Here is a 21,229-nt window from a genome sequence, read left to right as displayed (position 1 = left end):
CTCGCCGAATCGATCAACGGCCTCTACAAGACCGAACTGATCAAGGCCCAGGGCCCGTGGCGGACCGTTGACCAGGTCGAAGTCGCCACCCTCGAATGGGTCGACTGGTTCAACCACCGCAGGCTCTACGAGCACTGCGGCGACCTGCCGCCCACGGAGTACGAGGCCCTCTACTCCCGTGATCACCGAACTCAGTCCGTCGCTGAGTTCTCAAACTCGTAAGTCTCCAGACATGCCGGGGCGATTCAGGGTCGCCGTAGTATCGGCGGAAAGTACAGCGTAAATGCAGGTCAGGGCGGATCCATCGCTAGGCGATGTCAGCCTATGGCGCGCTGCGGGATTGACCACGGCCACGGTTTCCGCCAGGTCGGCCCGCGGCGTGCCTTCAAATTCGCCCAAATTTGGCGATTACTACCGGGACTCCCAGTGCATGTGATGCGGTGACGGATCGTTCAGTTACCTTTTGCCCGACACCTGGCCGAAGGAATCAGTTCGTCAGCGGATTCTTTGGTAGCACTCCACCCCGAGGTGAGGTCGAGCCATCCAGTCGTAGGTGAACGAACCATCGAGGCCCACGATCTGCGTCGGGTAACACGAGACCGCCTCGTGCTTCAACTTCCACGTTCGGTCGTCGAGGTTTACCGTTGCTGATGCCCTCGCATAGCCAGGATTTCGATGTGAACACTCTGCCGCCGAGCAGACCGTGTAAGGCCTCTCACAGGCAGTCACCAAGGAGGTGCCGGCCGATTTGCACACCGCGAGCGCCAGTTTCACCGCCTTGGCATGATCGGGATGTTGTGCGTCCAGTGGGTGCGTCACCACCGCACCGATTTCACGGTCGCGAACAAGGTCCAACGCCCTGGCCAGGGCTTTCTCCTCGCCCTTGCGGCCGCTTCGGCCGTACTGGCTGTCCAGAACATCCAGTCCGAATGAGTCCACGTCAAACAGTGAGCACACGCGATCATGCTCAGCACTACGCTCACGCATCACCTCTTGGGTGGAGACGGAAAAACCGCAATGGTCGTCCCATTCTCCGTAGACGGGCCTGCCCAAAATCGCATGATTGAGCAAAATACTGGCACGGCTTCGTCTAATCCGACTCGGAAGCTGCATCTGTCGCAGCGAGTTCAACCTACCGCTCGGAACCGCCGAGCAGAGAACCATGTCGATTGACCCGGGCGGACACGAATCCAAGACCTTGGAGACGTTTAGCGCGGCATCGTCATAGTGTGCGAATATGAACGCACACTTAACATCCGCGGATGGAAACACCGACTCCAGCGTATCCATTCTAGATACCATCCCCAATATGAATGGTCAAACGTGTTCCTTGCATAGAAGACAAAACCCCTTAGTTGAAGTTTATCCCGCCGCAGCAGGACATACGTGAACTGCTCTACAACCTCCCCCTGGTTGACCTGAATCGGTCCAGACAACATCTACGGCGCGAGACAGACACCTTCCCGGGGTAGTTACAACCTTGTTACCAATTCAGGGAATCCAGCAATGGTCGCGGCCGGCTAACTGCTTTCAAGGGTCGCCGCCGATGTCCGTACTCGCTGCGGGAAGATGGGTGGTCCGGACCCGTCGCGAGGAGGCGATGAATTCGTGTGCGGACGCTACGCATCCACCAGCAGCCGACGGGACCTGCTCTTCGCCTTCGAGGCCACCGAGGCGGTCGGGGAGGAGCTGCCCCCGTCATACAACATTGCCCCGACCAGCAGGTGAACGTGGTGGTCGAGCGGTTACCCCGCGACGAGCCCGACGCCGACCCGGTCCGGTAGGTCAACAGCAGCGTCAAGTGGGGCCTTTTACCGGACTACGGTGTCGTGCGCTGACGAGCCGTGGCGAGAAGAGTCGTCGCCCGCCCGACGCACTGCGACTGTCAAGGAGGCTTGCCGGCGGTCGGTCGTTCTGGGAAGGAGACGCCGCGGCCACGACGCGAACAGAACGCCGCCGCGGTGAACCGTCACGATAGATGGACCCTTGACGCCTCGCCAGAACCGGCGCTGAAAAGGGGAAGCTAGGGATGATCCTCGGGTTGCCCGCGGGACATCCACTTCTCGTCTGACTCCCCGGGACCTGGCCCGTCCTGCCGTCCGATGAGGGCTGTTCCGCCGGCGAGGAGTACGAAGAATCCAGCAATGAGCACGATGGCGACTACCAATTTTCCCCCTGTGGATCACCTGCAGCGGTGTGCAGGTCTGCTACGCAGCCCGCCCCGGCCGCGTTCTTGGCCCCGGAGGCTACCAACTAGTTCGCCGTTCGCACCGATATATTTGGACATTCGTCCGACTTGAGTCAGCCACTACGGCAGTGAGCGGCATCTCGAGGCGCTGAAGCAAGTCGTCGCGCATCCGGATTTACTGTGCGGCTGTCGGTTCCGGGTCGGGTGTGAAGGCGGATGTATCTCGTCTATTGAGCGAATCTCGTATGCGGATGATTGTCTGTGGCTTGTGGGTGCATTTCCGGCATGACCGCCGGCTGCGTGGAGAGGTTGGGCGTTGATCAGCAGTGTTCGGATATTGCTCTTCGCGGCGGCGGTGGCGATCGTGTGTGGCCTGACCGGGTGTAGCGCAGCGCACATCGACCTTTCCCCGTTTGTGCTGCCGGAACCGAGCGGGACGTCAGGGGTCGGCACGATGACGTTTCACGTCGGAGCGGATCCTGGCGCGGAGCGGGAGCAAACCATGGTGCAGCTCTGGTATCCAGCCAAGACGCGGGCCGACCAAGCGCGGGCCGCATGGTTGGAGCCGGAGGTCGCCACCGTCCAGGCCCCCGCCCTGGCACGGCTGCTGGGGGTGGATGCCGCTAGCATCCCGGACCTCGAGCGCGTCGTCTCGAACTCGGTGGCCGGTGCGGATGCGGCGGGGGCGGGCGTCCCGGTGGTGGTTTTCTCACCCGGGCTGGGCAGCACCCGAACCACCAGCACGGCGATCGCGGAGCAGCTCGCCAGCGACGGGATCGCGGTGCTAGCCGTGGATCATCCGGGGGACTCCGCGGCGATCCGGTTCCCTGACGGGACCGTTCGGATAGGAACGCGGGCGGCACAGTTCGAGGCTGCCGCCTCCGACACTGACCGTCTCCGCGCGCTCTCCAACGACGCGACTGCCGCGCGGGCGCGTGACCTCATCGGCGCCCTCGATCTGCTCTCGGGCTTGAACGGCGGCGGAACGGATCCGGACGGGCTGACTCTGCCTGCCGGCCAGGCGGGCACGCTGGACACCTCACGGGTGATCGCGATGGGCCATTCGCTTGGCGGCGCCGCCGCATTGCAAGTGGCAGCGGACGATCGACGCTTCGTCGGGGCTGTCGACCTGGACGGGACGCCATGGGGGCCGGTCGCAACTGTGGGCGCCGACGTCCCCACCCTCGTGGTCACGAGCGCCGATACCGACCCCGATAAGGATCCGGCCCTCGCCCGGCTGCTCGGGCTCCCCACACAGGACATCACGCATGTGGCCGTCCCCACAGCACGTCATTACTCGTTCACTGATCTGGAATGGTTCGCCCCCCAGCTCGGCGACCTCGGCGCGGAGATCGTCGGCCACGCCGACCCCGCCGAGCTGCATCGCGCGCTGGGCGCCCTCTTGACCGCGTTCGTCAAGGAAAGTGCTGCAGGCAAGTCGGGGCTCGTGGATGCCACGATCACCGACAACCCCATCCTCCACCACAACTGACGTCCCACGGCCGAGACGCGTTCAGGAATCAGGAATCTGGGTGCAGCTCGAGCGGACGATGGACGCGGAGGAGACTCACTGACTGCGCCAGCACCGGGAGGCGACTCCTCAACCACCGTCGCGACCACATGACGCACCGCCACTACAGACCCAGCGGCCGATGACCCCTACACAGCGCCCCGGGCGCCGGTCGGGGCATCAAGCCTGTCGGCGGCACCGACGGGCCTGCTCCCCCGGATTTCGGCATCATGCCCTCAACCAACGAACAATTGCCAACTATCTTGACCACAACCGTGACCGAACATCGCCACGGTAGTTGTCACACCGCAGGTCAGAGCGTCGACGGATGCCAACTCCGATGACCATTCACAGCCCCCGCTGTGAACGGTCACCGTAGTTGGCAACCCGCAGCATCTTCTTGACCGGTGGTCGATAATTGGTGAGTGCTCGTCAATTTGGTTACTGCCGAAACGGGTTTCCGGTGAGCGTGGCAACTCTGCCGATGGAGCTGACCAGCTTCGTCGGCCGCAAAGCCGAACTGTCCGAGGTACGCAGAGCCCTGTCGGCCTCTCGTCTGGTGACGTTGTCCGGCATCGGGGGGGTCGGCAAAACCAGGCTCGCCATTAGTGCGGCCGAGGCGGAGCGGAGGGCCTATCCCGATGGGGTGTGGCTGGTCGAACTCGGCGAGCTGCGCGATCCGACGTTGGTGGTCGAGCTGGTCGCCGCCGGCGTCGGGGTGCAGAACCGCTCGGCCCGCCCCCTGCTCGAGGTGCTTGTCGAGGTCCTGTATCCGAGCACGGGACTGCTGGTGCTCGACAACTGCGAACAGCTGATCGAGGCCGTGACCGAGCTCGCCAAGACACTGTTGACCACCTGCCCGAAGCTCCGCATCCTCGTCACCAGCAGGGAACCACTCAGCATCGGCGGCGAATCCGTGATCCGGGTCTCCCCCCTGACGACACCACCGGCCGACCACCCGCTCTCGCTTCGGAAGTCGACTCACTTCGATGCCGTGTCGCTGTTCGCCGAACGGGCTTCGTTGGCGCTCCCGGATTTCGAGCTCACCGGCGACAACGTCAACACCGTCGCACAGATCTGCGCGCGACTGGAGGGGCTGCCGTTGGCGATCGAGCTGGCGGTGGCGCGGCTGAGAGTGCTTTCACCCGAGCAGATCCTCCAGCGGCTCACCGACCGATACACCCTGCTGACCCGCGGCCGCCGGAACGCTCCGAGCAGGCAGCAGACACTGCAAATGTGCATCGGCTGGAGTTACGACCTGTGCACACCCGCCGAACAACAACTGTGGGCTCGGCTGTCGGTGTTCGCGGGCAGTCTCGACCTCGAGGCCGCCGAGGCCGTGTGCGCCGACGACGAGGCCGATCAGGACCTGGTCGATACCTTGGCCTCTCTGGTGGACAAGTCGATCCTGATCCGTGAGCAATCGAGGGGTGGGGTCCGCTTCCGATTGCTGGACACCGTGCGGGACTTCGGCCGCGACAAGCTCGACCACACCGGCCAGCGACTGGCCCTGCGCCGGCGACATCACGACTGGTACCTGCAGTTGGCGCTCGACGCCGACGACGCGTGGATGAGCCCGAACCAGCTCGAGTGGACCGCGCGCCTCGCCCGGGACCTGCCGAATGTGCGCGAGGCGCTCGAGTTCAGCCTGTCCGGGTCCGGCGAGAGCGTGCTCCGGATCGCCGCGGCCATGAACCAATTCTGGGTATCCCGCGGCCTCCTCAGCGAGGGACGCCGATGGCTCGACCGAGCCCTGGCACGAACATCCGACAAGTCCTCCGCGGACCGAGCCAAGGCGCTATACGCCGTCGCCGTGATCGCCGCGACCCAAGGTGACCTGGCGGCGGCGACCGCTCGGATCGAGGAGGGCCGCGCTCTCGATGCGCGGCAGGAAGACCCGCTCTGGCATGTCTTCGTCGCGATCAGCGACGGGTACGTCGCGCTCCACCGCGGTGATGTCGATCAAGATCTGACACCCCTGGAAGAGGCCGTCGAGGATTCCCGAGCACGCGGGGAGTTCAAGCGACTGGTCGAGGCGCTGTTGCTACTCGGTTTGTCCCGCCAGGCGCGCGGCCAGATCGCAGAGGCACTCGCCTGCCATGAGGAGATGCTTGCCATCACGCGGGCGCACGGCGAGACGGTGTATCGGTCGTATGCGCTGTGGTCGATCGCACTTACCGCGCGAGCTCAGGGAGACAACGACCGTGCTGTGCACTGTCTCGAGGAGTCGCTTCGGTTGATCAGACTGGCAGACGACCCGGTTTCGGCGGTGATATGCCTGCAGGCGCTGGCCTCGATAGCCGGCGAGCAACACGACGCGCGGCGGGCCGCCGTCCTGATGGGAGCCTCTGACACGCTTGGCCGAACCGTGGGCACCGTCACCTTGCGCTTCCCCGACCTCATTGCCAATCCGGACGAGTTCACGCGCGATATCAGTCGGGCACTCGGCGTGCACGAGTTCGAGGCTGCCTACCGCGAGGGCGGCGCGTTGGACTTCGGTGGCGCGATCGCCTTTGCCCTGGGAGAGCAATCACCCGAGGAGGCCCCGGCCGTTCGGCACCTGGCCAGTCTGACCGAACGCGAACTTCAGGTTGCCGATCTGATCGCCGATGGCCTGACCAACAAGGACATTGCGGGCCGACTCGCGATCTCGCCGGGGACGGTGAACGGGCACGTGGAACACATTCTGGCCAAATTGGGGCTCTCCTCGCGCACAAAGATCGCGGTCTTGGTCGTCCAGCACAAGAGAGGTGAGCACATCTAACAGCACCCCGAAGGATGGCCTGCGTCACACTTAGCCCTGTCAGAATCCCGCCATTTACCGCTGAAGGTCACAACCGAGCCCGAGTCCACGCGGCGGGTTCGCGAACAATTGCCAACTGTTTTGACCACGATCGCGGCCGGATGTCGTCACGATAGTTGTCACACCGCAGGTCAGGGCGCTGGGATATGACAACTGCGATGACGATTCACACCCGCTGTGAACGGACACCGTAGTTGGCAAGTTGCCAGCTAGTTGTCACAGTTGACACCGTAGTTGGCAATCTGACAGGTAGTTGTCAAAGCGGCACGAACCCCGATCCCGCGGGTGCAGTTCCTCACGGAGGTCATCGGCGCCGAAAACCAGGGTGTCGTGACCCGCCGGACCATGTCCCGAACAGGCGAAGGATCGAAACGATGAGCCCGAGACGTAGCGTGCGTCGTGGGGCGGCTGGTGTGGTTGCTGCGGTGAACGCGCAGCTGGGCCGTCCGATCTCGACACCTCTGGATGCTGAAGCCATCGCCCGGACTGAGTTCCTCGAGCTTGATCAGCTGCCCGTGGCGGACTTGGCCCCGTTGTCCGAACTGTCGAACCTGACCGAACTGCGATTGCACGGGGAGGTTGTGATCGATCTTCGCCCGCTGTCGACGCTGACCGCGTTGCAGAGGCTCGACCTGCGTTGGTCGCCTGTGCGGGAGGTGTCCCCGTTGGCGGGCCTGAACGGTCTCACCCACCTCTACCTCAGCGCAACGCAAGTCAGTGATGTATCTCCGCTTGCCGGTCTGACCGGACTGGAGTTTCTGGATCTGCGCTGGACGCCACTCCGGGACGTCGACCCGCTAGGGGGCCTGAGCGGCCTCACCTGCCTCAAACTCGCGGAGACCGAGGTAGTCGACGTGGCTGCGCTGGCGAGCCTGACGGGCCTGACCTGGCTCGACCTCGAGGGGACCTCGATCACGGACGTCTCGCCACTGGCCGGCTTGCCGCATCTGGGAATGCTCGAACTCTCCGGATCACACGTCACAGATGTTTCATCACTGCGCAGCATGGCCAACCTGACCATCATCGACGGGTGAGTGGACGGAAGGACGACTAGGTGCGCCAGTGCGAGCCGCTCGGGCTGACGACAATGGCTCGCGGGTCAGCCTGGCCGTCGGCCGTGGACCGCATCCGACGAGATCCAAGGCCGCCTTGGGATCAGACAGAACAATTGCCAACTTCGATGACCACGATCGCACCCTGGCGTTGACACGCTAGTTGTCACACCGCAGGTCAGGGCTCCGGGATCTGCCAACTTCGTTGGCAGTTCACACCGGGTGTGAATGGTCACCGTAGTTGGCCATTCGTCACCCCCGGGCTGAATACGACTGCGCCCCGGACGCCATCGAGCTGTGTCGGTGACATCCGGGGCGCGGAGGGGCGAATCAGCCGAGGTCCGGGTGGCCGACCCACTCGACAATCGTCCAGCCCTTCTGTGGGCTGCCCTTGAGGGTGACGTGGCCGCCGTTACGCATCGGATCGGTGCCGAGTTTGCTCTTGTCGGCGTTGCTGGCGTTCATCATGGACCAGAACATGATGGTGCCGCCGTGCGAGAAGATCACCGGGTTGGTGCAGCCGCGGCGCTGCACCTCGAGCAGTGCCTCATCGACGCGGCCGTCGAACTCGTTGCCGTCGATGGAGCCCGGAATCCGTGCGTTCAGGTCGCCGGAGAGCCACTTGATCGGCGCCTGCAGGTACCCGGACAGCGCCGCGGCCTCCGGGGTGCCCTCGTACTCGCCTGCCTCGATCTCGCGGAAACCGGGCTGAATATCGAGGCTCAGGTCGTACTTGGCGACGGTCGGTGCCGCAGTCTGCTCGGTACGCACCATGTTGGACGCGAAGGCGCAGTCGTAATCCTGGTCGGCCAGCTGGATGGCCAGATTGTCTGCCTGTGTCCGGCCGCGTGGGGTCAGGTCGGGTCCGGGCACCTTGGTGTCGATCAGGCCGGAGGTGTTACCGGCCGACTCGGCATGGCGCACCAGGGTGATGACCATTTCGCCGTCGCTGCTGCCGAAGCTGCCCCCGGAGCTTCCGAAGTCGATATCGGCGGACGCCACGCCGGCGGTTGCGGTTGTGGCCGCGACCGCGGTCGCCATCACCGCAATGGATAGTCGAAGAGATCGGATTCGCATGGGTGGGAACGCCTTTCATCGTGGGGAACGCCACTTCAGGTATGCCGAAGACCGAGATTTGGCGTGTCGCATCTCACAGAAGCAGCTGTTTGGCAGAACCGACTACGGTGTGTCCCATCCATCGGGATGCCTCGCGCACCGGACCGCGCGCAGGCGAAACCACCGGGAGCGGAGGTGCGAGCGGCGTCCGTGTCATGGCGCTGGGTCTGCCGGCGATGCGGCCAGATACTGCATGTTGATTCGTCAGCTCGGATCCGAACGCTCTCGCCGGGTTCGGTTCATCCCCTCGCAAGGCCACCGTCGCCGCGACCGGGACGTCGCGATCACAGATCCACACCGTTGAAGGCCTGCGGATGGGCATCAACTACGGCCTGCTGCAGACTGGGCCGGTGGCCACCGTTGGCGAGACCAGGCGAGGCAGTGGCACCCACTTGCAGTGGGCTGCAGTTTCCGCGACCCCGGCGCCCACTCTTGCCGGCCTGGTTTCTCGGTACGGGGGTTTCCGGGAGGTGTCGGCGATGCCGATCCTGCGTCGCGAGCTCCCATCGCCCAGCCCCGTGCTCGTGATCAGCCTCGCCGAGCCGTTGTCCCTCAGCCGCCCTAGCGGCGATCTGAGCACTTCAGCGGTGCTGGTCGGTGTCGGTCGCACAGCGACTCTGGCCGCTCACAGCGGAGCCCAGACTGTGCTCGAAGCACGACTGTCGCCACTGTCGGCCCTACAGTTGTTCGGCGTGCCGGCCTCGGATCTGACCGACCGCGTCGTCGACCTCGCCGACCTGTGGGACGGGGCAGAGGCGGTGGTCGGACGCATCGGCACGGCCGCTACCTGGGCGGAACGATTTCATCTCCTGGACTCGGTTCTGACGGCGCTGGCTCAGCACGGACGAGAGGTGGACCCGGTGCTGGCCGGCGCGTGGCAGCAACTCCTCAGCAGTCGCGGCAATCTCCGCATGAGTGCACTGCACGACCAAACCGGTTGGGGCCGTAAGCGGCTCGCCGACCGATTCCGCGAGCAGGTCGGCCTCACGCCCAAGTCGATGGCGCGGCTGGTGCGCTTTCATCGAGCGGTGAACATGATGCACCAACCCGGGCACCGTTCCCTGACCGCGATCGCATCGAGCTGCGGCTACTACGACCAGGCCCACCTCAATCGGGAGTTCCGGGAATTGGCCGGCGGCCCTCCCGGGTCATATTTGACAGGAATGGACGCGGATCCGGCCGCCGCCGGCATGGCAGGAATCTGACGGCGCCTCCAATCGGTCCGAGCGTCACAAACGTCCAATACCCGCGCCCCGAACCCTCCTACGGTGACCGGTACCAATCACCGACAAATGGGAGCTGACATGCACGGCGAGTTGACCTTCTTCGAGATCGGCGTCCCCGACTCCGGACGCGCGCAGGCGTTCTACGGGCGACTGTTCGGATGGGAGTTCCCACCCACCGGCGTCGGCGACCAGGTCTCGATCACGACGCCGGGCACTATGGCCGGGTTGCACGACCAGGATGCCGAGGCGCGCATCGCGATGTACTTCGCCGTGGACGACATCGAATCGGCCGTGCGGACCGTCCGCGCGCTGGGCGGCACCGCGGAGGACCCCCGGCCCGAGGAACCCGGATTCGGGCGGTTCACCGCCTGCACCGACGACCAGGGCGTGCAGTTCGGTCTGCACCAGGCGGCGACCACTTAGGGCATGTCTCCTGACCTGCGAGGCGTTTTGAGCCAGGCGCATGGGTCGGTCGCGGCCTGCTCCGCCAGCCATCGCCGGTGAGCCATTGGGCTGCGGCGGCCGTCAAGTGCGCCCGACCGCGGCGCGGTACGCCGAACGCCCGGTACAGGCGGGTTCTAGTGCGCGAGGTGTCCCGAGGCGCCGCAGCGGCGTCACCGTGGTGACTAGGAGTCGGTGCTCGCCGACCTCGACGGCGCGCGGGCGTGCACGCGGGTCGTGCTGACGACGAAATGCTCAGGCGCCTGCGACGGTCATCGTCGAAGCGGACGGTGAACCGGCAGCTTCGGTGCGCCGGACGGAGGGCAGCTGCGGCAAGTATTGGTCAAGCACGGCCCGCAGAACTGGCTGTTCAGCCGCCAACTCTTCCCACGCCATGCTCGGTGGGGTTCCGTCCTCGATCGCCTGGTCCAGCTTCGCGGCCAAGTGATTGGTCCAGCGGTGCTGCAGGGCCAGGATGAGGCCATCGATTCCACCGAAGAGGTGCTCAGTGTCTGGCAGGTTGGCGAACAGCAGCGGCGACTGTGCGTCAGAGGTCGCCCGCTCCAGGACCGTCTGGATGATTGCGGTACGTGCGTGAACGTCGGACCATGACATTCTGATCGCCTCCGTGATTGCCAGTGTGCAAATGGGCTCGAAACCATTGTCGGCAACGGGGGGAGTCATCGAAGGAGTAGCGCACTACCCCATCTGTCGGGAGCAAGGAGTCGGGTGGTGTAGGTGGTGGCGCGCTCGGCACCGGGTGCCATGCCTCCCCTCGTCGATCTTCAGGGCGGCCGCGAGCTTGGCCTGCGCCAAGGACAGCAGGGCAGGCAGAGCGTCGCGTTCAATGCTGAGGTAGTCGCACAGTAGTTCGTCGGTGACCCCAGCGTCACGGAGCCGCAGCGCTAGCGAGTAGGGCAAGGGCAACTGTCTCAACGCGGCCTCGCGTGGATCGAGCGGGTCATCCATGGTTCGACTGTGCGGCATTGCGCAATCGACGGCGCAGGTAGTGAACTACTCCAACTGCGGGGCCTGATCTTGCGGGTCGACTCCGAGCGTCTGCCCCAGTTCCGTGCGGCCGGACACACCGGACTTGTTGGATGCTCGATACAGGTGGCCCTCGACAGTGCGAACCGACAACGAAAGCCGTTGCGCGATTTGTCGATTCGTCAGACCCTGAGCGGCAAGGAGGACGACTTCGCGCTGCCGGTCACTGTAGTTCGCCGGCCCGGCAGCGGCGGACAATGCCGGCGTGTGCACGTGACCACATTGTTCGGCGAGATTACGCGCGCGGGCCGCTGCAGTCAGCGCCGCCCCGCGCCGCCCGTTGCGGGCGTGGACAATCGACGCCTGTGCAGCGACGTCGGCCGCGCCGAGCAGATCCCCGAAAGCCTCGTACATCCCGGAGGCGTTGCCGAGACCGTCACCATCCCCGCCCGCCAGGGCCGCGGCGTGCGCGGCGGCCGCCTTCACGCGGGGGCCGTCGACCAGGGCGGCCAGCTCCGTGAGCCGGGCCGTCGTCGTGGAATCGCCAAAACGCGTAGCGGCCTCCAGGCAGCACGCCTCGTGGGTGAGGTGCGAGTTTGTGGCGGCGACGTCGGCGCCGCGGCGCGCCTGCGCTATGGCGGTGCTGACCTCCCCACGCGCTGCGGTCAGCCAGGCCTCGGCCAACATCTCGTGGGCCTGATACGTGACGGCGAACATTCGGTGCGGATGCGCCGAGAGTTCCCGTTGCGTTCGCGCGGCAGCTTCGCGGTCCCCGCTGACGGCGTAGGCCGCCAGCAGATCTATCCGATACCGATACACCACACCGATTGCCTCAAAGTTAGCTCCGCACAAGGGAAGTACGCTGCTGATACGGCGGCTGGCCGACTCCGCGCGTCCTGCGGCATATTCGGCACACCCGCTCATCAGTTCGATCCACACCAGCGCGTCTGGTGTCTGGCTGTGACCGCGAATGCGGTCGATCACCCCTGCCGATTCGGTGAGATATCCGGCGAGCCGCAACGCGGTCGAGTGGAACTCGGCGGCGGTCAAGCGGTGGAACGCGACAGCGGTCGCGCTGCTGCCGATCCGGTCGGCACGTTCAGCGACTGGACCGAGTTCGTCCGCGCGACCTAGTTCGCCCAGGCCGATCACGTGCGCGATCACGGCCAACATGGCAGGAAGTGGCGGCAGCTCTGCGCACGCGGCGGCTTGCTCCGCCGCAAGGACGGCTTCCGCCGGCTTCCGCAATCCGATTGCCATCACGGCGCGGGCAGCCGCGAAGATCGCTGCAGCCATGGGCTGCGTATACCGCTGGACGGCGTCGTCGAGCACGGCCCGCGCGTCGTCTGGTTGTCCGAGCAAGAGAAAGAGATTGAACACACGGACGAACGCGATCAGCGCACGCACATCGTCCGGAACATTCGCCGACGACAACGTCTCGAGAATCTCCTGGGATTCCTCGCCACGGCCGATATTCGACAGTTGGGCTGCGTAAATCAAACGGGCCAACCACCCGCCTGAAGTCGTGGCCGCCTTCGCCAGTCGGAGTGCGAGTTGCTGATCGAGGTACCAGCCGGCGATCTCTGCTGCGCGGATCATCTCGGCGGGATCGGGTTCAAGGTCCGAGTCGAGCACGAGGACCGCGCGCCGCAGCGCCGCTCGCGGGTCGACGACCCTGTCCGACCCGGGCCGCAGGTGCGATGCGACCAGTCCACGCAGCCGACGCAACCGCAGTTGACCCGCTTGACCTCGGCGGGCGTCACCGTAGAGGGGGTGCGCCAATCGAACCGATTCCGAGTCGCCATCGACGACGATCAGACCGCGCGATTCAGCCTCCTCGATCGCGGATGATTCGGCCATCTCCACGAGCTGGGAGCCGGTCAGGGGTTCGCCCACGGCCAGCACGTCGAGTACCTCGGCAACTGCGACAGGGAGGACACCCATCGCGCGCTCGATCAGTTCGTTCAATGTCGGCGATACGACCACCTCGCCGCGCCAGGTCCACGTCCCATCATCCCGGCGCAGCCGTCCGGCCCTGCGCTCCTGCTCGACGACATGCCGCAGGAACAGCAGGTTGCCTCGTGTCAGATCCCACATCCGGCGCGAACCGAGGGGATCGAGCGGCCCACCGAGTACCGACTCCAACAGGACCTTGCATTCGTCGCGCGACAGTGGCTGCAATTCCACCCGCTGCAGGTGCCCGTCTTTCCAGAGCCCCGTGATCGTCTCGGGGACATGCTCGGGCGCCCGGATGGTCACCACGACGCTGGCGAGACGCCGGTGTACGAGTTGCTGCACAACGAACGCCGATAGATCGTCGAGCAGCTGTGCGTCGTCGACCGCCACCACGACCCGCGCTGCCTTGTGGTCGGTGTCGACAAGTGCCGAAATCACTTTGCGGACCAACGACAACGGATCGGCTGATTCTGCGGGCACCCATTCCGTCAACGCACCTAAGGGCACCCCTCGCGCCGCATTCGATCCGACGACCCACCGCACAGCGCACCGCGCTGACGCCGCCGACGCGACGGCCTCGCGTGCCAACCTGCTTTTGCCCACCCCGGCTGCACCCCCGAGCACAACGCCGGCATAGCCACCCGACCCGCCAAGCGCCTCGGCGATTAACCGCAACTCCTCCACCCGGCCGATCAGCGGCCAAGCGTCACTCACGAATCAATCGTAGGGCAGGCCCGTAGCGAAACGGACAAACCGCTGATGGCGCACGGCTGGAAGAGGGCTGCGTTCAGCCTGTGACGATGCGTCCGCCGACACCTACTTCATCAGGGCACCAGCACCCACCCGCGAGCACCGTCAATCGCGACGGTTCAGTCAGTTGAACCTCGCATACTCACCCGGGCGGATTCGGTCGCCGCGGGTGAGCATGTGCCGGGTCGCTACGACAGCGAGATCCCTGGGTGCAGATGCCAGATCCGTCTGGCCGCGTCGACGTGGGATGGTGCGACCTCGAACAGATGGACGCTCAATCGAGGGAACCCGCGTGGATGACCCTGAGCTCGCCGCGGGTGACGGCGCATACGGTCGACACCTCCCATGACGCGGTCTTCGCCCACCGCTCGAACGCGAGCAGCCTGGTCTTGTCGGCGGTCGTGTAGTCCGCATAGTCCATCGAACCGGACGACGCCGTGCCGGTCGCTCCCCCTGCGGTGAACCGAACTGCACCGGACTTGACCTGCCGGTACACGCAGTTGTCGAGGACCACGTCTTTGCCGGGCTCGAGGCCGGTCCCCTCGCACCGCGTCCACAGCGTCATCTCGAGTTCACCCTCGTCGTACTCGACCGTAAGCCGGCGACGGCCGGTCGGGCCGTCGAGCAGGTGCTCGTGCCAGCGAAATCCCTCTTGGTCGAAGTTGATCGTGCCGCGGACGACGTGGTCGACACCGGCATACGTGACGATGTCACCGACACCGATCCGGAGCGGGTCGTACGCCTCCGGGTCGGCGGCGAGCGGATGGACCCGCGGTGGCGTACCGGGAGTGCTTGTGCGCCTTCCGCGTACGACGTTCCCGACGATCGACACCAAAACCAACAGGGCGAGTAGAAGAATCACGACACCCATCCGGACAGTGTTCCCTTCTCTGGAATCTGCGTTACATTGACCCTGGGCGGCAGTGCCTCTCGCCAGGCCTGGTCGGCGGTGTTGACGTCGACCCACCTCTCTACGCTCCGTGCGCAATTCTCGCGACGAGCGGATCAAATCCCTCCCCTATCCCGGTCGTTTTCTGACACCGGGACATTTTCGTCCAGACCGAGCGCCGTTGCGCCGCCTTGTGCAATTCAGCCCCGACCGATACCTAGCGGCGGGCCTTCAACCACACAACAGAATGGAGTAGAAGCATGAGCACCTACGGAACTACCAGCGGCGCCGAGCGAGCGATCATCGAGAACATGCTCGACCGTAACCGCGAAGCACTCATCGAGACCGCACGTGGCCTGTCTGAAGCCGATGCCCGCCGACGACTCGTCGCGTCGCTGACGACGCCGATCTCATTGATCAAGCATGCCGCCGCCGCGGAACGGATTTGGTTCCAACGGTTCTGGGCAGGGCTCGACGAATCCGAGTGCGATGGATACTCGCGCCGCGACGAGGGCACCTTCGCCGTCGCCGACGACGAGTCGCTGGCAGATGTCATTGCCGAGTTCGAGCGCGCAAGCCAGCGATCACGTGAGATCGCGTCCCGATTCGATCTCGACGACACCAAGGACAATCCCCGCGAGGGCAGCGTCAGCATGCGGTGGACGTTGCTCGCCTTCATCCAAGAGTTCGCCAGGCACGCAGGCCACGGCGATATCCTCCGCGAACAGATCGACAAAGCCGCACTCCGTCAGCCGCCCTCGTAGAGGTTCGGCTCTACAGGGCAGCTGCCCCAGCTCGCTGACCGACTCATGTCATTTGTCGGTGATCGCAGCCGTTCACCCGGCGGATCCGCGAACAATTACCAACTGTGTGGACCACGATCGCGACCGAAGGTAGTCGCGGTAGTTGTCACACCGCAGGTGAGAGCGCCGGGAAATGGCAACTCCGATGAAGATTCACACCGCCGCGCGGTGGCGGTGGCCGCAGTTGGCGGTTTGCCAAATTGTTGGAAAATCGTCGGTCGAAATCGCCGACGCCTGCGGGCGTATCCGCTCCCATTCCCCGAAATGCGCAGCGCCTCGGCCGCCGCCGTCGTCGACGACGGCGGCCGAGGGGCTGTTCACCGGCCATTGCCCGATCGAGCGAGCGTCTGCACCCGATCAGATTGCGAGGCAAGCCCTATCGGCGATTCACCAGTCCGCTTCGGTGTAGCGGATGACGCCGCGGATGTTCTTGCCGTCGAGCATGTCCTGGTAGCCCTCGTTGACCTGTTCGAGCGAGTAGGTGTTGGTGACCATGTCATCGAGGTTGAGCAGGCCTGCCCGGTACAGGTTCAGCAGGTTCGGGATGTCCACGCGGGTGTTGCAGCCACCATAAATGTTGCCCTGCAGGTCCTTCTGGAGCAACGTGAACGTGAATGCGTTGAGCTTGATATCCATGTCGGCGATGTGGCCCATCGCGGTGAGGACGCAGCGACCGGTCTTGGCTGTGAGCGTGAGAGCCGGGTCGACGTACTCACCCTTCATCTCGCCAACGGTGATGATCGTCTTCTGACACATGCGACCCCAGGTGATCTCCATGATCGGCTCGATCGCCTCCTCCATCGAGGCGAACGCATGCGTGGCACCGAACTTGAGCGCCTGCTCGCGTTTGAACGGCACCGGGTCGATCGCGAACACGTGGCGCGCACCTGACGCGACCGCGCCCTGCAGTGCGAACATGCCGACGCCTCCGACGCCGATGATGGCAACCGATTCACCCGGTTTGATCTCGGCGATGTTCGTCGCCGAACCCCACCCGGTCGGGGCGCCGCAGCCGACGAGGGCGGCGAGCTCGAACGGGATGTCCTTCTCGATCTTGACGACGGAGGACTCGTGGACGGTTATGTAGGGCGAGAACGTGCCGAGCAGGCTCATCGGGACCACGTTCTCCCCGCGAGCCTGGACTCGGTAGGTGCCATCGGCGATGGCCTGCCCCTGCAGCAGCCTCATGCCGAGATCACAGACGTTCGAATGGCCCGACACGCACGACGGGCAGCGTCCGCACGCCGGGATGAACGAGAGCACGACATGGTCGCCGACCTCGAGATCCGTGACCCCCTCGCCGAGCTTTGTGACCACACCCGCACCCTCATGACCACCCATCGCCGGATAGGACGACATCGGCGTCGCACCGGTAACGATGTGATGATCGGAGTGGCACATGCCGGCAGCCTCCATGCGGATCTGCACCTCGCCGGCGACCGGGTCACCGAGTTCGATCTCCTCGACTGACCACTTCTCGTTGATGCCCCACAGCAGCGCACCCTTGGTCTTCATTGCAACACCCTCCCCGTATTGACTATTGGCAGCTGTGACCATAGCCACAAACCTTCCAAATTGGAACACGTTCTAATCTGGCGCAAAGTTCCTCTTCGGTTCGGCGTGAGCGGGCATCGTCGACCTACCCGACGACATCACATTCATCGGCTCGACAGCCAACACAACGGCGGAGTCGTCACGAAAGTTGGCGGACGGCCGCCGGATCCACCGCGATGGCCCGAATGACTGTCAACCGAGGCGGGCGCGAATCAGGCGTCACCGAGCTCCGACCGCCGGTCCGACTTTCCGGCGACTCAACATGTCGGTCGGACCTCACATCTCCACGGTTGGGCTCGCCGAAAGGGCGATGCCGCGCAGGTAGGCGGTGAGGATGGATTCCGGAGAGATTGTCTCTTGGATGATCGTTCGCTGGAACACCAGGGAATCCGTGAGGGAGATCAGCTCCTCGACCCGTTCGTCGGAATCGGATAGACCCGCCCTGGCGAGCAACAACGCCGTCACTTCTCGGGTGATGGCGTGGACTTCGGACTGTGTCGTCAGCTTTCCTCGAAGCAGTGGTACGTCGTCGAGTTCGAGAATGAGTGCGTAGCGGGCCCTCATGTCGTCGCGGCGGTCCGCGAGCGTCTCGACGAGTGCGGTGATCACACCCGCAAGCTCGGCGATGCTCAGTTGGCGTTCACCCTGAGACGTTGCATTCAGAGAGGCTGCGGCTTGCTTGGCGTCCGCTATCGCGCGTTCGGCCAGCGTGTTGACGATGAGTTCGAGTAGCGCAAGCCGGGTTCTTGCGTGGTGCGAGGTCGCCCCCTGTGGAATCCCTGCCGCTTTGTCGACGCCTCGGTGCGTGAGCGCGCGAAGGCCATCGCGGGCAATGATGCGGATGGCGCTGTTGGCGATCAGTTCCCGGCGATCCTGGCCACTGGTTGCTCGTGTCGGCACGATCCAATGCTACAGGTGTAGCGTAGTCAAACGCCCGACGCTACAGCTGTAGCGGAATCCGTGGTGCGGGTACCTGCTGCGCGACATGAAGAGAGACATCCGGACAAGGAGCGCCCGATGCTGATCGATTTCGTCCCCGACGAGACCCTGTACCCGTTCGAGTCGCGCTGGTTCGACTCGTCCGCCGGTCGAGTTCACTACATCGACGAGGGGGCCGGACCGCCGATTCTGTTCTGCCACGGCTCCCCGACGTGGAGCTTCCTCTACCGCCACATCGTGAAGGGCCTGCGCGATCGGTACCGGTGCATCGCCATCGACCACCTGGGCTTCGGATTGTCCGAGCGGCCTGACGATTTCGGCTACAGGATCGCCGAGCACACGACGGTCCTGGGCGAACTGATCGACCATCTTCAACTGGACGACCTCATCCTGATGGGGCAGGACTGGGGTGGACCCATCGGACTGGGCGCGGCAATGTCGCGGGCGGATCGAGTCAGAGGGATCGTGTTGGGCAACACAGCGTTCTGGCCGATCGAGCCACTGGCGAATCGTGCTTTCAGCGTGATTCTGGGCAGTCGCCCCATGCAACGCCGCATACTCGAGCGGAACCTCCTCGTGGAGCGCTTCCTACTCGGGGAGCTCGGCGGCACGCTCACCGAGGCAGAGGCAAACCACTACCGCGTGGTGCAACCCACGGAGGAAGCACGACGTGGACTCACGGTCATGCCCAAGGAAATTCGCGCCGCACGACCGCTGTTGGAGCAACTCGCCCACGACGTGCCCGCCCTCCTGGGGCACAAGCCGACTCTCGCAGTGTGGGGGATGCGGGATGTGGTGTTCCGCCCGAAAGCGTGCCTCCCGCGGATACATGACGCATTCGCCGACCTCGAGGTCGTCGAGCTACCCCGTGCACAGCATTTCATCCAGGAACACGCACCAGGCGAGATCATCTCGGCCATCGTGAATCGGTTCCCGTGAGTCTTCGTGGTGGCTGGACGCTCCCCGAAACAAATCAGGTGACGGCGTCGCGGACCGGAGAGGTCTCAGCCGGCTGTCACCGGGGCCGCGGCGAGGGCGGCGGCCAGGTGGCGGGCCTGCTGCAGCCACTGGGCGCGGGTTTGCTCGTCCGAGTCGGTGACGGTGCGGAACACGACCCGCTCGACATCTCGGATCCCCACGTACGGGAGTACACAGGCGGCCCAGATCTGCTGCAGGGGATCGCCGAACTCGCTGTGCTCACGGTCGGCCGGGGTGTCCGAAGTGTTGAGCACGAGGGCACGGCGCGCGCGCAGTAGCCCGGCCGGTTCGCCGTCGGCGGTCTCCAGCTTGTATGCCACAGCAGGGGCGAGCACCCGCTGCACCCATCCGGTGAGGATCGCGGGCGGCATTCCCCACCAGTTCGGGTGGATGAACACCAGGGCATCGAGCGTGCCGATCTCGGCCTGATGCGTGCGCACGAGATCGTCGGCGGCGGGCCCGGATGCGGCCACCGTCTCGGTCTCCGACGCGGTCAGGGCCGGATCGAACCCCTCGGCATACAGGTCGTGGGCCACCACATCGACTCCGTGGGTACGCAATTCGGCGATCACCGCATCGAACAGGGCGCGGTTGAAACTGTCGGTGCGGGGATGTGCCAGATAGACGGCTACGCGCATGCCCAGGACTGTGCCACACAGTCCGGCGGTCCGGCATGCCAGTCCGATCGCCGCACGATCAGGTCACTGACGGGTCAGCCACTCCGACAACCGCGTCTGCACGAGGCGCGCGCCAGCACCGGGCAGCAGCTCGCGGTCCGGCGCCGCCCCGAAATACCGCGCCTGTGGGTCGGTGAGCACCTCGCGCGGATCGTGGCGGGCGGCCAGCACGGTGCGGATCCACTGGTCGAGGCCGAACACTTCCGGCCCCGCTACCTCGACGGTGCCGTTCAGCGGGGCGCCCACCGCGGTTTCTCCGACGGCGGCCGCCACTTCTTCGGCCGCGATCGGCTGCACACCGGCACCGGGCAGCCGCACCTTGCCGTCGGTGGTCGCGGAATCAGCGATGCTCCCGGCGAATTCGAAGAACTGGGTGGCGTGCACGAGCGAGTACGGCAGACCCGAACCCTTGATCAGCTCCTCCTGCGCCACCTTCGCCCGGAGGTATCCGGACTCCGGCAGCCGGTCGGTGCCCACCACCGACAGCGCCACATAGTGTCCGACGCCGGCCTCGCGGGCGGCGCCGAGCAGATTCGCGGTGGAGGTCCGGAAGAACGTCATGACGTCGTCGTCGGCGAACGACGGCGAATTGGAGACATCGATCAGAACGTTCGCGTCCCGCAGCACCTCCCTCACTCCCTCACCGGTCAGCGTGTTCACACCCGTGCTCGGTGCAGCCGGAACCGCTTGGTGGCCCTGCTCATTCAGCCGTGCGACGAGCTTCGAGCCGATCAGCCCGGTGCCTCCGATGACGACGATCTTCATGCTCATTCCTTCCGTTCGGGAGCTGCTTCAGCAGTGAGCGAGATTCCCCTCCCGTCAGGACAGGAGGGGCGGCGATTCCGTGTCAGCACCTCCTGTCGAATGGCCGTTTCCCACCTGAGTGATCTGTGTCAGCCTGCCCGCCGACCTCGCCCGACGGCAGCAAGCTGTCGCCGGGCGAGGTCTGGCGTAGTCACTTCAGGGTAGGCCGGTGACCATGCAGATCACAGCGATCCGAGCCCGGGCCGCAGCCGGTTGCGACCAGAGCATGGCGAGTCCGCGCTCAGCTCAGCGCCCTGAGACTCGTCACCCTGTTCAGGATCGGTGCCCGCCACGCCTCGAGATCCTCAGGGCCGTTCTCGGCCCACAACTCGTGGAGCTCCGATGTGTCGCTGTCGGCGATCGCGCGTTCGAGCGTCGTGACGATCCAGGCACGCTGCTCCGGGGTCAGGGACCCGACATACGTCGCGGCATCGATGCCGTCGAACTGCTGAGGTGCGGGCCGGAGTCCGTGTGCCACCGCGACGACCTCCGCAAGCGCGATGGCGGCCTCCGCCTCGTGCGACTCGAGGTACTCCTCGTCGGCATGCCTGCAAAA

Annotated in this window: 19 protein-coding genes; 9 read left to right on the top strand and 10 right to left on the bottom strand. The window is 65.1% G+C overall.

Features of this window, described 5'->3' with window-relative positions; all coding sequences use genetic code 11:
• Positions 1-222 (top strand): integrase core domain-containing protein (locus BR31_RS0124445; protein ID WP_027503265.1); only part of this gene is annotated, 222 nt, incomplete at its 5' end.
• Positions 223-495: 273 nt separating this feature from the next.
• Here BR31_RS0124445 and BR31_RS31705 read toward each other — a convergent pair.
• Positions 496-1,290: a PIG-L deacetylase family protein gene (locus BR31_RS31705; RefSeq protein WP_197023706.1), complete on the bottom strand. Its 795-nt coding sequence runs from the start codon at positions 1,288-1,290 to the stop codon at positions 496-498.
• A gap of 318 nt (positions 1,291-1,608) precedes the next feature.
• Here BR31_RS31705 and BR31_RS31315 point away from each other — a divergent pair, with 318 nt between their 5' ends.
• The 4 genes from BR31_RS31315 (at position 1,609) to BR31_RS29985 (ending at position 7,535) form a co-directional block, all read left to right on the top strand.
• Positions 1,609-1,728, top strand: a complete 120-nt coding sequence (locus BR31_RS31315) for an SOS response-associated peptidase (protein WP_231496692.1) — start codon at positions 1,609-1,611, stop codon at positions 1,726-1,728.
• A 914-nt stretch (positions 1,729-2,642) separates the two neighbouring features.
• On the top strand, positions 2,643-3,680 hold the full coding sequence (locus BR31_RS30805) for an alpha/beta hydrolase family protein (RefSeq protein ID WP_269321367.1): 1,038 nt from the start codon (positions 2,643-2,645) through the stop codon (positions 3,678-3,680).
• 481 nt (positions 3,681-4,161) lie between these two features.
• Positions 4,162-6,462 carry an ATP-binding protein gene (locus BR31_RS29990; protein ID WP_156042612.1) on the top strand — a complete coding sequence of 767 codons (2,301 nt, stop codon included), beginning with the start codon at positions 4,162-4,164 and terminating at the stop codon, positions 6,460-6,462.
• Positions 6,463-6,926: 464 nt separating this feature from the next.
• Positions 6,927-7,535: a leucine-rich repeat domain-containing protein gene (locus tag BR31_RS29985; RefSeq protein ID WP_156042611.1), complete on the top strand. Its 609-nt coding sequence runs from the start codon at positions 6,927-6,929 to the stop codon at positions 7,533-7,535.
• A gap of 348 nt (positions 7,536-7,883) precedes the next feature.
• Here BR31_RS29985 and BR31_RS0124415 read toward each other — a convergent pair whose 3' ends face one another.
• Positions 7,884-8,594: a histidine phosphatase family protein gene (locus tag BR31_RS0124415; protein ID WP_231496691.1), complete on the bottom strand. Its 711-nt coding sequence runs from the start codon at positions 8,592-8,594 to the stop codon at positions 7,884-7,886.
• Between the two features lie 389 nt (positions 8,595-8,983).
• Here BR31_RS0124415 and BR31_RS31310 point away from each other — a divergent pair, with 389 nt between their 5' ends.
• Positions 8,984-9,874, top strand: coding sequence for a helix-turn-helix domain-containing protein (locus tag BR31_RS31310; protein ID WP_081830666.1), 891 nt, complete (start codon positions 8,984-8,986; stop codon positions 9,872-9,874).
• Positions 9,875-9,973: 99 nt separating this feature from the next.
• Positions 9,974-10,318 carry a VOC family protein gene (locus BR31_RS29975; protein WP_037178172.1) on the top strand — a complete coding sequence of 115 codons (345 nt, stop codon included), beginning with the start codon at positions 9,974-9,976 and terminating at the stop codon, positions 10,316-10,318.
• Positions 10,319-10,591: 273 nt separating this feature from the next.
• Here the strand turns inward: BR31_RS29975 and BR31_RS29970 are convergent, their stop codons facing one another.
• From BR31_RS29970 to BR31_RS0124385, 3 genes are all read right to left on the bottom strand, one after another.
• Entirely contained in the window at positions 10,592-10,951 is a 360-nt protein-coding gene (locus BR31_RS29970) for a hypothetical protein (RefSeq protein ID WP_037178181.1), read from the bottom strand.
• A 399-nt stretch (positions 10,952-11,350) separates the two neighbouring features.
• The gene (locus BR31_RS29960) at positions 11,351-13,993 is read right to left on the bottom strand and encodes a helix-turn-helix transcriptional regulator (protein ID WP_156042610.1); all 2,643 of its coding nucleotides are present in this window, start codon (positions 13,991-13,993) and stop codon (positions 11,351-11,353) included.
• Between the two features lie 310 nt (positions 13,994-14,303).
• Positions 14,304-14,900 carry a DUF4178 domain-containing protein gene (locus tag BR31_RS0124385; RefSeq protein WP_027503263.1) on the bottom strand — a complete coding sequence of 199 codons (597 nt, stop codon included), beginning with the start codon at positions 14,898-14,900 and terminating at the stop codon, positions 14,304-14,306.
• Between the two features lie 278 nt (positions 14,901-15,178).
• Here BR31_RS0124385 and BR31_RS0124380 point away from each other — a divergent pair, with 278 nt between their 5' ends.
• A complete protein-coding gene (locus BR31_RS0124380; protein ID WP_027503262.1) occupies positions 15,179-15,682 on the top strand; it encodes a DinB family protein in 504 nt (167 codons plus the stop codon).
• 426 nt (positions 15,683-16,108) lie between these two features.
• Here the strand turns inward: BR31_RS0124380 and BR31_RS0124375 are convergent, their stop codons facing one another.
• Together BR31_RS0124375 and BR31_RS0124370 are read right to left on the bottom strand one after the other, a co-directional pair.
• A complete protein-coding gene (locus tag BR31_RS0124375; RefSeq protein ID WP_027503261.1) occupies positions 16,109-17,236 on the bottom strand; it encodes an NDMA-dependent alcohol dehydrogenase in 1,128 nt (375 codons plus the stop codon).
• A 315-nt stretch (positions 17,237-17,551) separates the two neighbouring features.
• Positions 17,552-18,175, bottom strand: a complete 624-nt coding sequence (locus BR31_RS0124370) for a TetR/AcrR family transcriptional regulator (RefSeq protein WP_037178168.1) — start codon at positions 18,173-18,175, stop codon at positions 17,552-17,554.
• A 117-nt stretch (positions 18,176-18,292) separates the two neighbouring features.
• Between BR31_RS0124370 and BR31_RS0124365 the strand changes: the two genes are divergently transcribed.
• Positions 18,293-19,153, top strand: a complete 861-nt coding sequence (locus tag BR31_RS0124365) for a haloalkane dehalogenase (RefSeq protein WP_027503259.1) — start codon at positions 18,293-18,295, stop codon at positions 19,151-19,153.
• A 65-nt stretch (positions 19,154-19,218) separates the two neighbouring features.
• On the opposite strand, the gene BR31_RS29955 is transcribed toward BR31_RS0124365, so the two are convergent.
• The 3 genes from BR31_RS29955 to BR31_RS0124350 form a co-directional block, all read right to left on the bottom strand.
• A complete protein-coding gene (locus BR31_RS29955; RefSeq protein ID WP_037178165.1) occupies positions 19,219-19,830 on the bottom strand; it encodes an NAD(P)H-dependent oxidoreductase in 612 nt (203 codons plus the stop codon).
• A gap of 63 nt (positions 19,831-19,893) precedes the next feature.
• A complete protein-coding gene (locus BR31_RS0124355) occupies positions 19,894-20,634 on the bottom strand; it encodes an SDR family oxidoreductase (protein ID WP_027503258.1) in 741 nt (246 codons plus the stop codon).
• A 280-nt stretch (positions 20,635-20,914) separates the two neighbouring features.
• On the bottom strand, positions 20,915-21,229 hold a 315-nt coding region (locus BR31_RS0124350; RefSeq protein ID WP_027503257.1), incomplete at its 5' end, for a DUF4259 domain-containing protein.

The organism is Rhodococcus sp. UNC363MFTsu5.1, assembly GCF_000686785.1.
Lineage (GTDB): Bacteria > Actinomycetota > Actinomycetes > Mycobacteriales > Mycobacteriaceae > Rhodococcus_G > Rhodococcus_G maanshanensis.
Note: the sequence above shows the minus strand (reverse complement) of the source record. Positions and strands in the feature narration are given on the sequence as shown.

Bases quoted from the DNA above. Each gene is read 5' to 3' on its own strand.
- BR31_RS31705 (WP_197023706.1), bottom strand. From the start codon at position 1,290: ATGGATACGCTGGAGTCGGTGTTTCCATCCGCGGATGTTAAGTGTGCG.
- BR31_RS30805 (WP_269321367.1), top strand. From the start codon at position 2,643: ATGACGTTTCACGTCGGAGCGGATCCTGGCGCGGAGCGGGAGCAAACC.
- BR31_RS0124415 (WP_231496691.1), bottom strand. From the start codon at position 8,594: ATGGCGACCGCGGTCGCGGCCACAACCGCAACCGCCGGCGTGGCGTCC.
- BR31_RS31310 (WP_081830666.1), top strand. From the start codon at position 8,984: ATGGGCATCAACTACGGCCTGCTGCAGACTGGGCCGGTGGCCACCGTT.
- BR31_RS29975 (WP_037178172.1), top strand. From the start codon at position 9,974: ATGCACGGCGAGTTGACCTTCTTCGAGATCGGCGTCCCCGACTCCGGA.
- BR31_RS29970 (WP_037178181.1), bottom strand. From the start codon at position 10,951: ATGTCATGGTCCGACGTTCACGCACGTACCGCAATCATCCAGACGGTC.
- BR31_RS0124385 (WP_027503263.1), bottom strand. From the start codon at position 14,900: ATGGGTGTCGTGATTCTTCTACTCGCCCTGTTGGTTTTGGTGTCGATC.
- BR31_RS0124380 (WP_027503262.1), top strand. From the start codon at position 15,179: ATGAGCACCTACGGAACTACCAGCGGCGCCGAGCGAGCGATCATCGAG.
- BR31_RS0124375 (WP_027503261.1), bottom strand. From the start codon at position 17,236: ATGAAGACCAAGGGTGCGCTGCTGTGGGGCATCAACGAGAAGTGGTCA.
- BR31_RS0124365 (WP_027503259.1), top strand. From the start codon at position 18,293: ATGCTGATCGATTTCGTCCCCGACGAGACCCTGTACCCGTTCGAGTCG.
- BR31_RS29955 (WP_037178165.1), bottom strand. From the start codon at position 19,830: ATGCGCGTAGCCGTCTATCTGGCACATCCCCGCACCGACAGTTTCAAC.
- BR31_RS0124355 (WP_027503258.1), bottom strand. From the start codon at position 20,634: ATGAAGATCGTCGTCATCGGAGGCACCGGGCTGATCGGCTCGAAGCTC.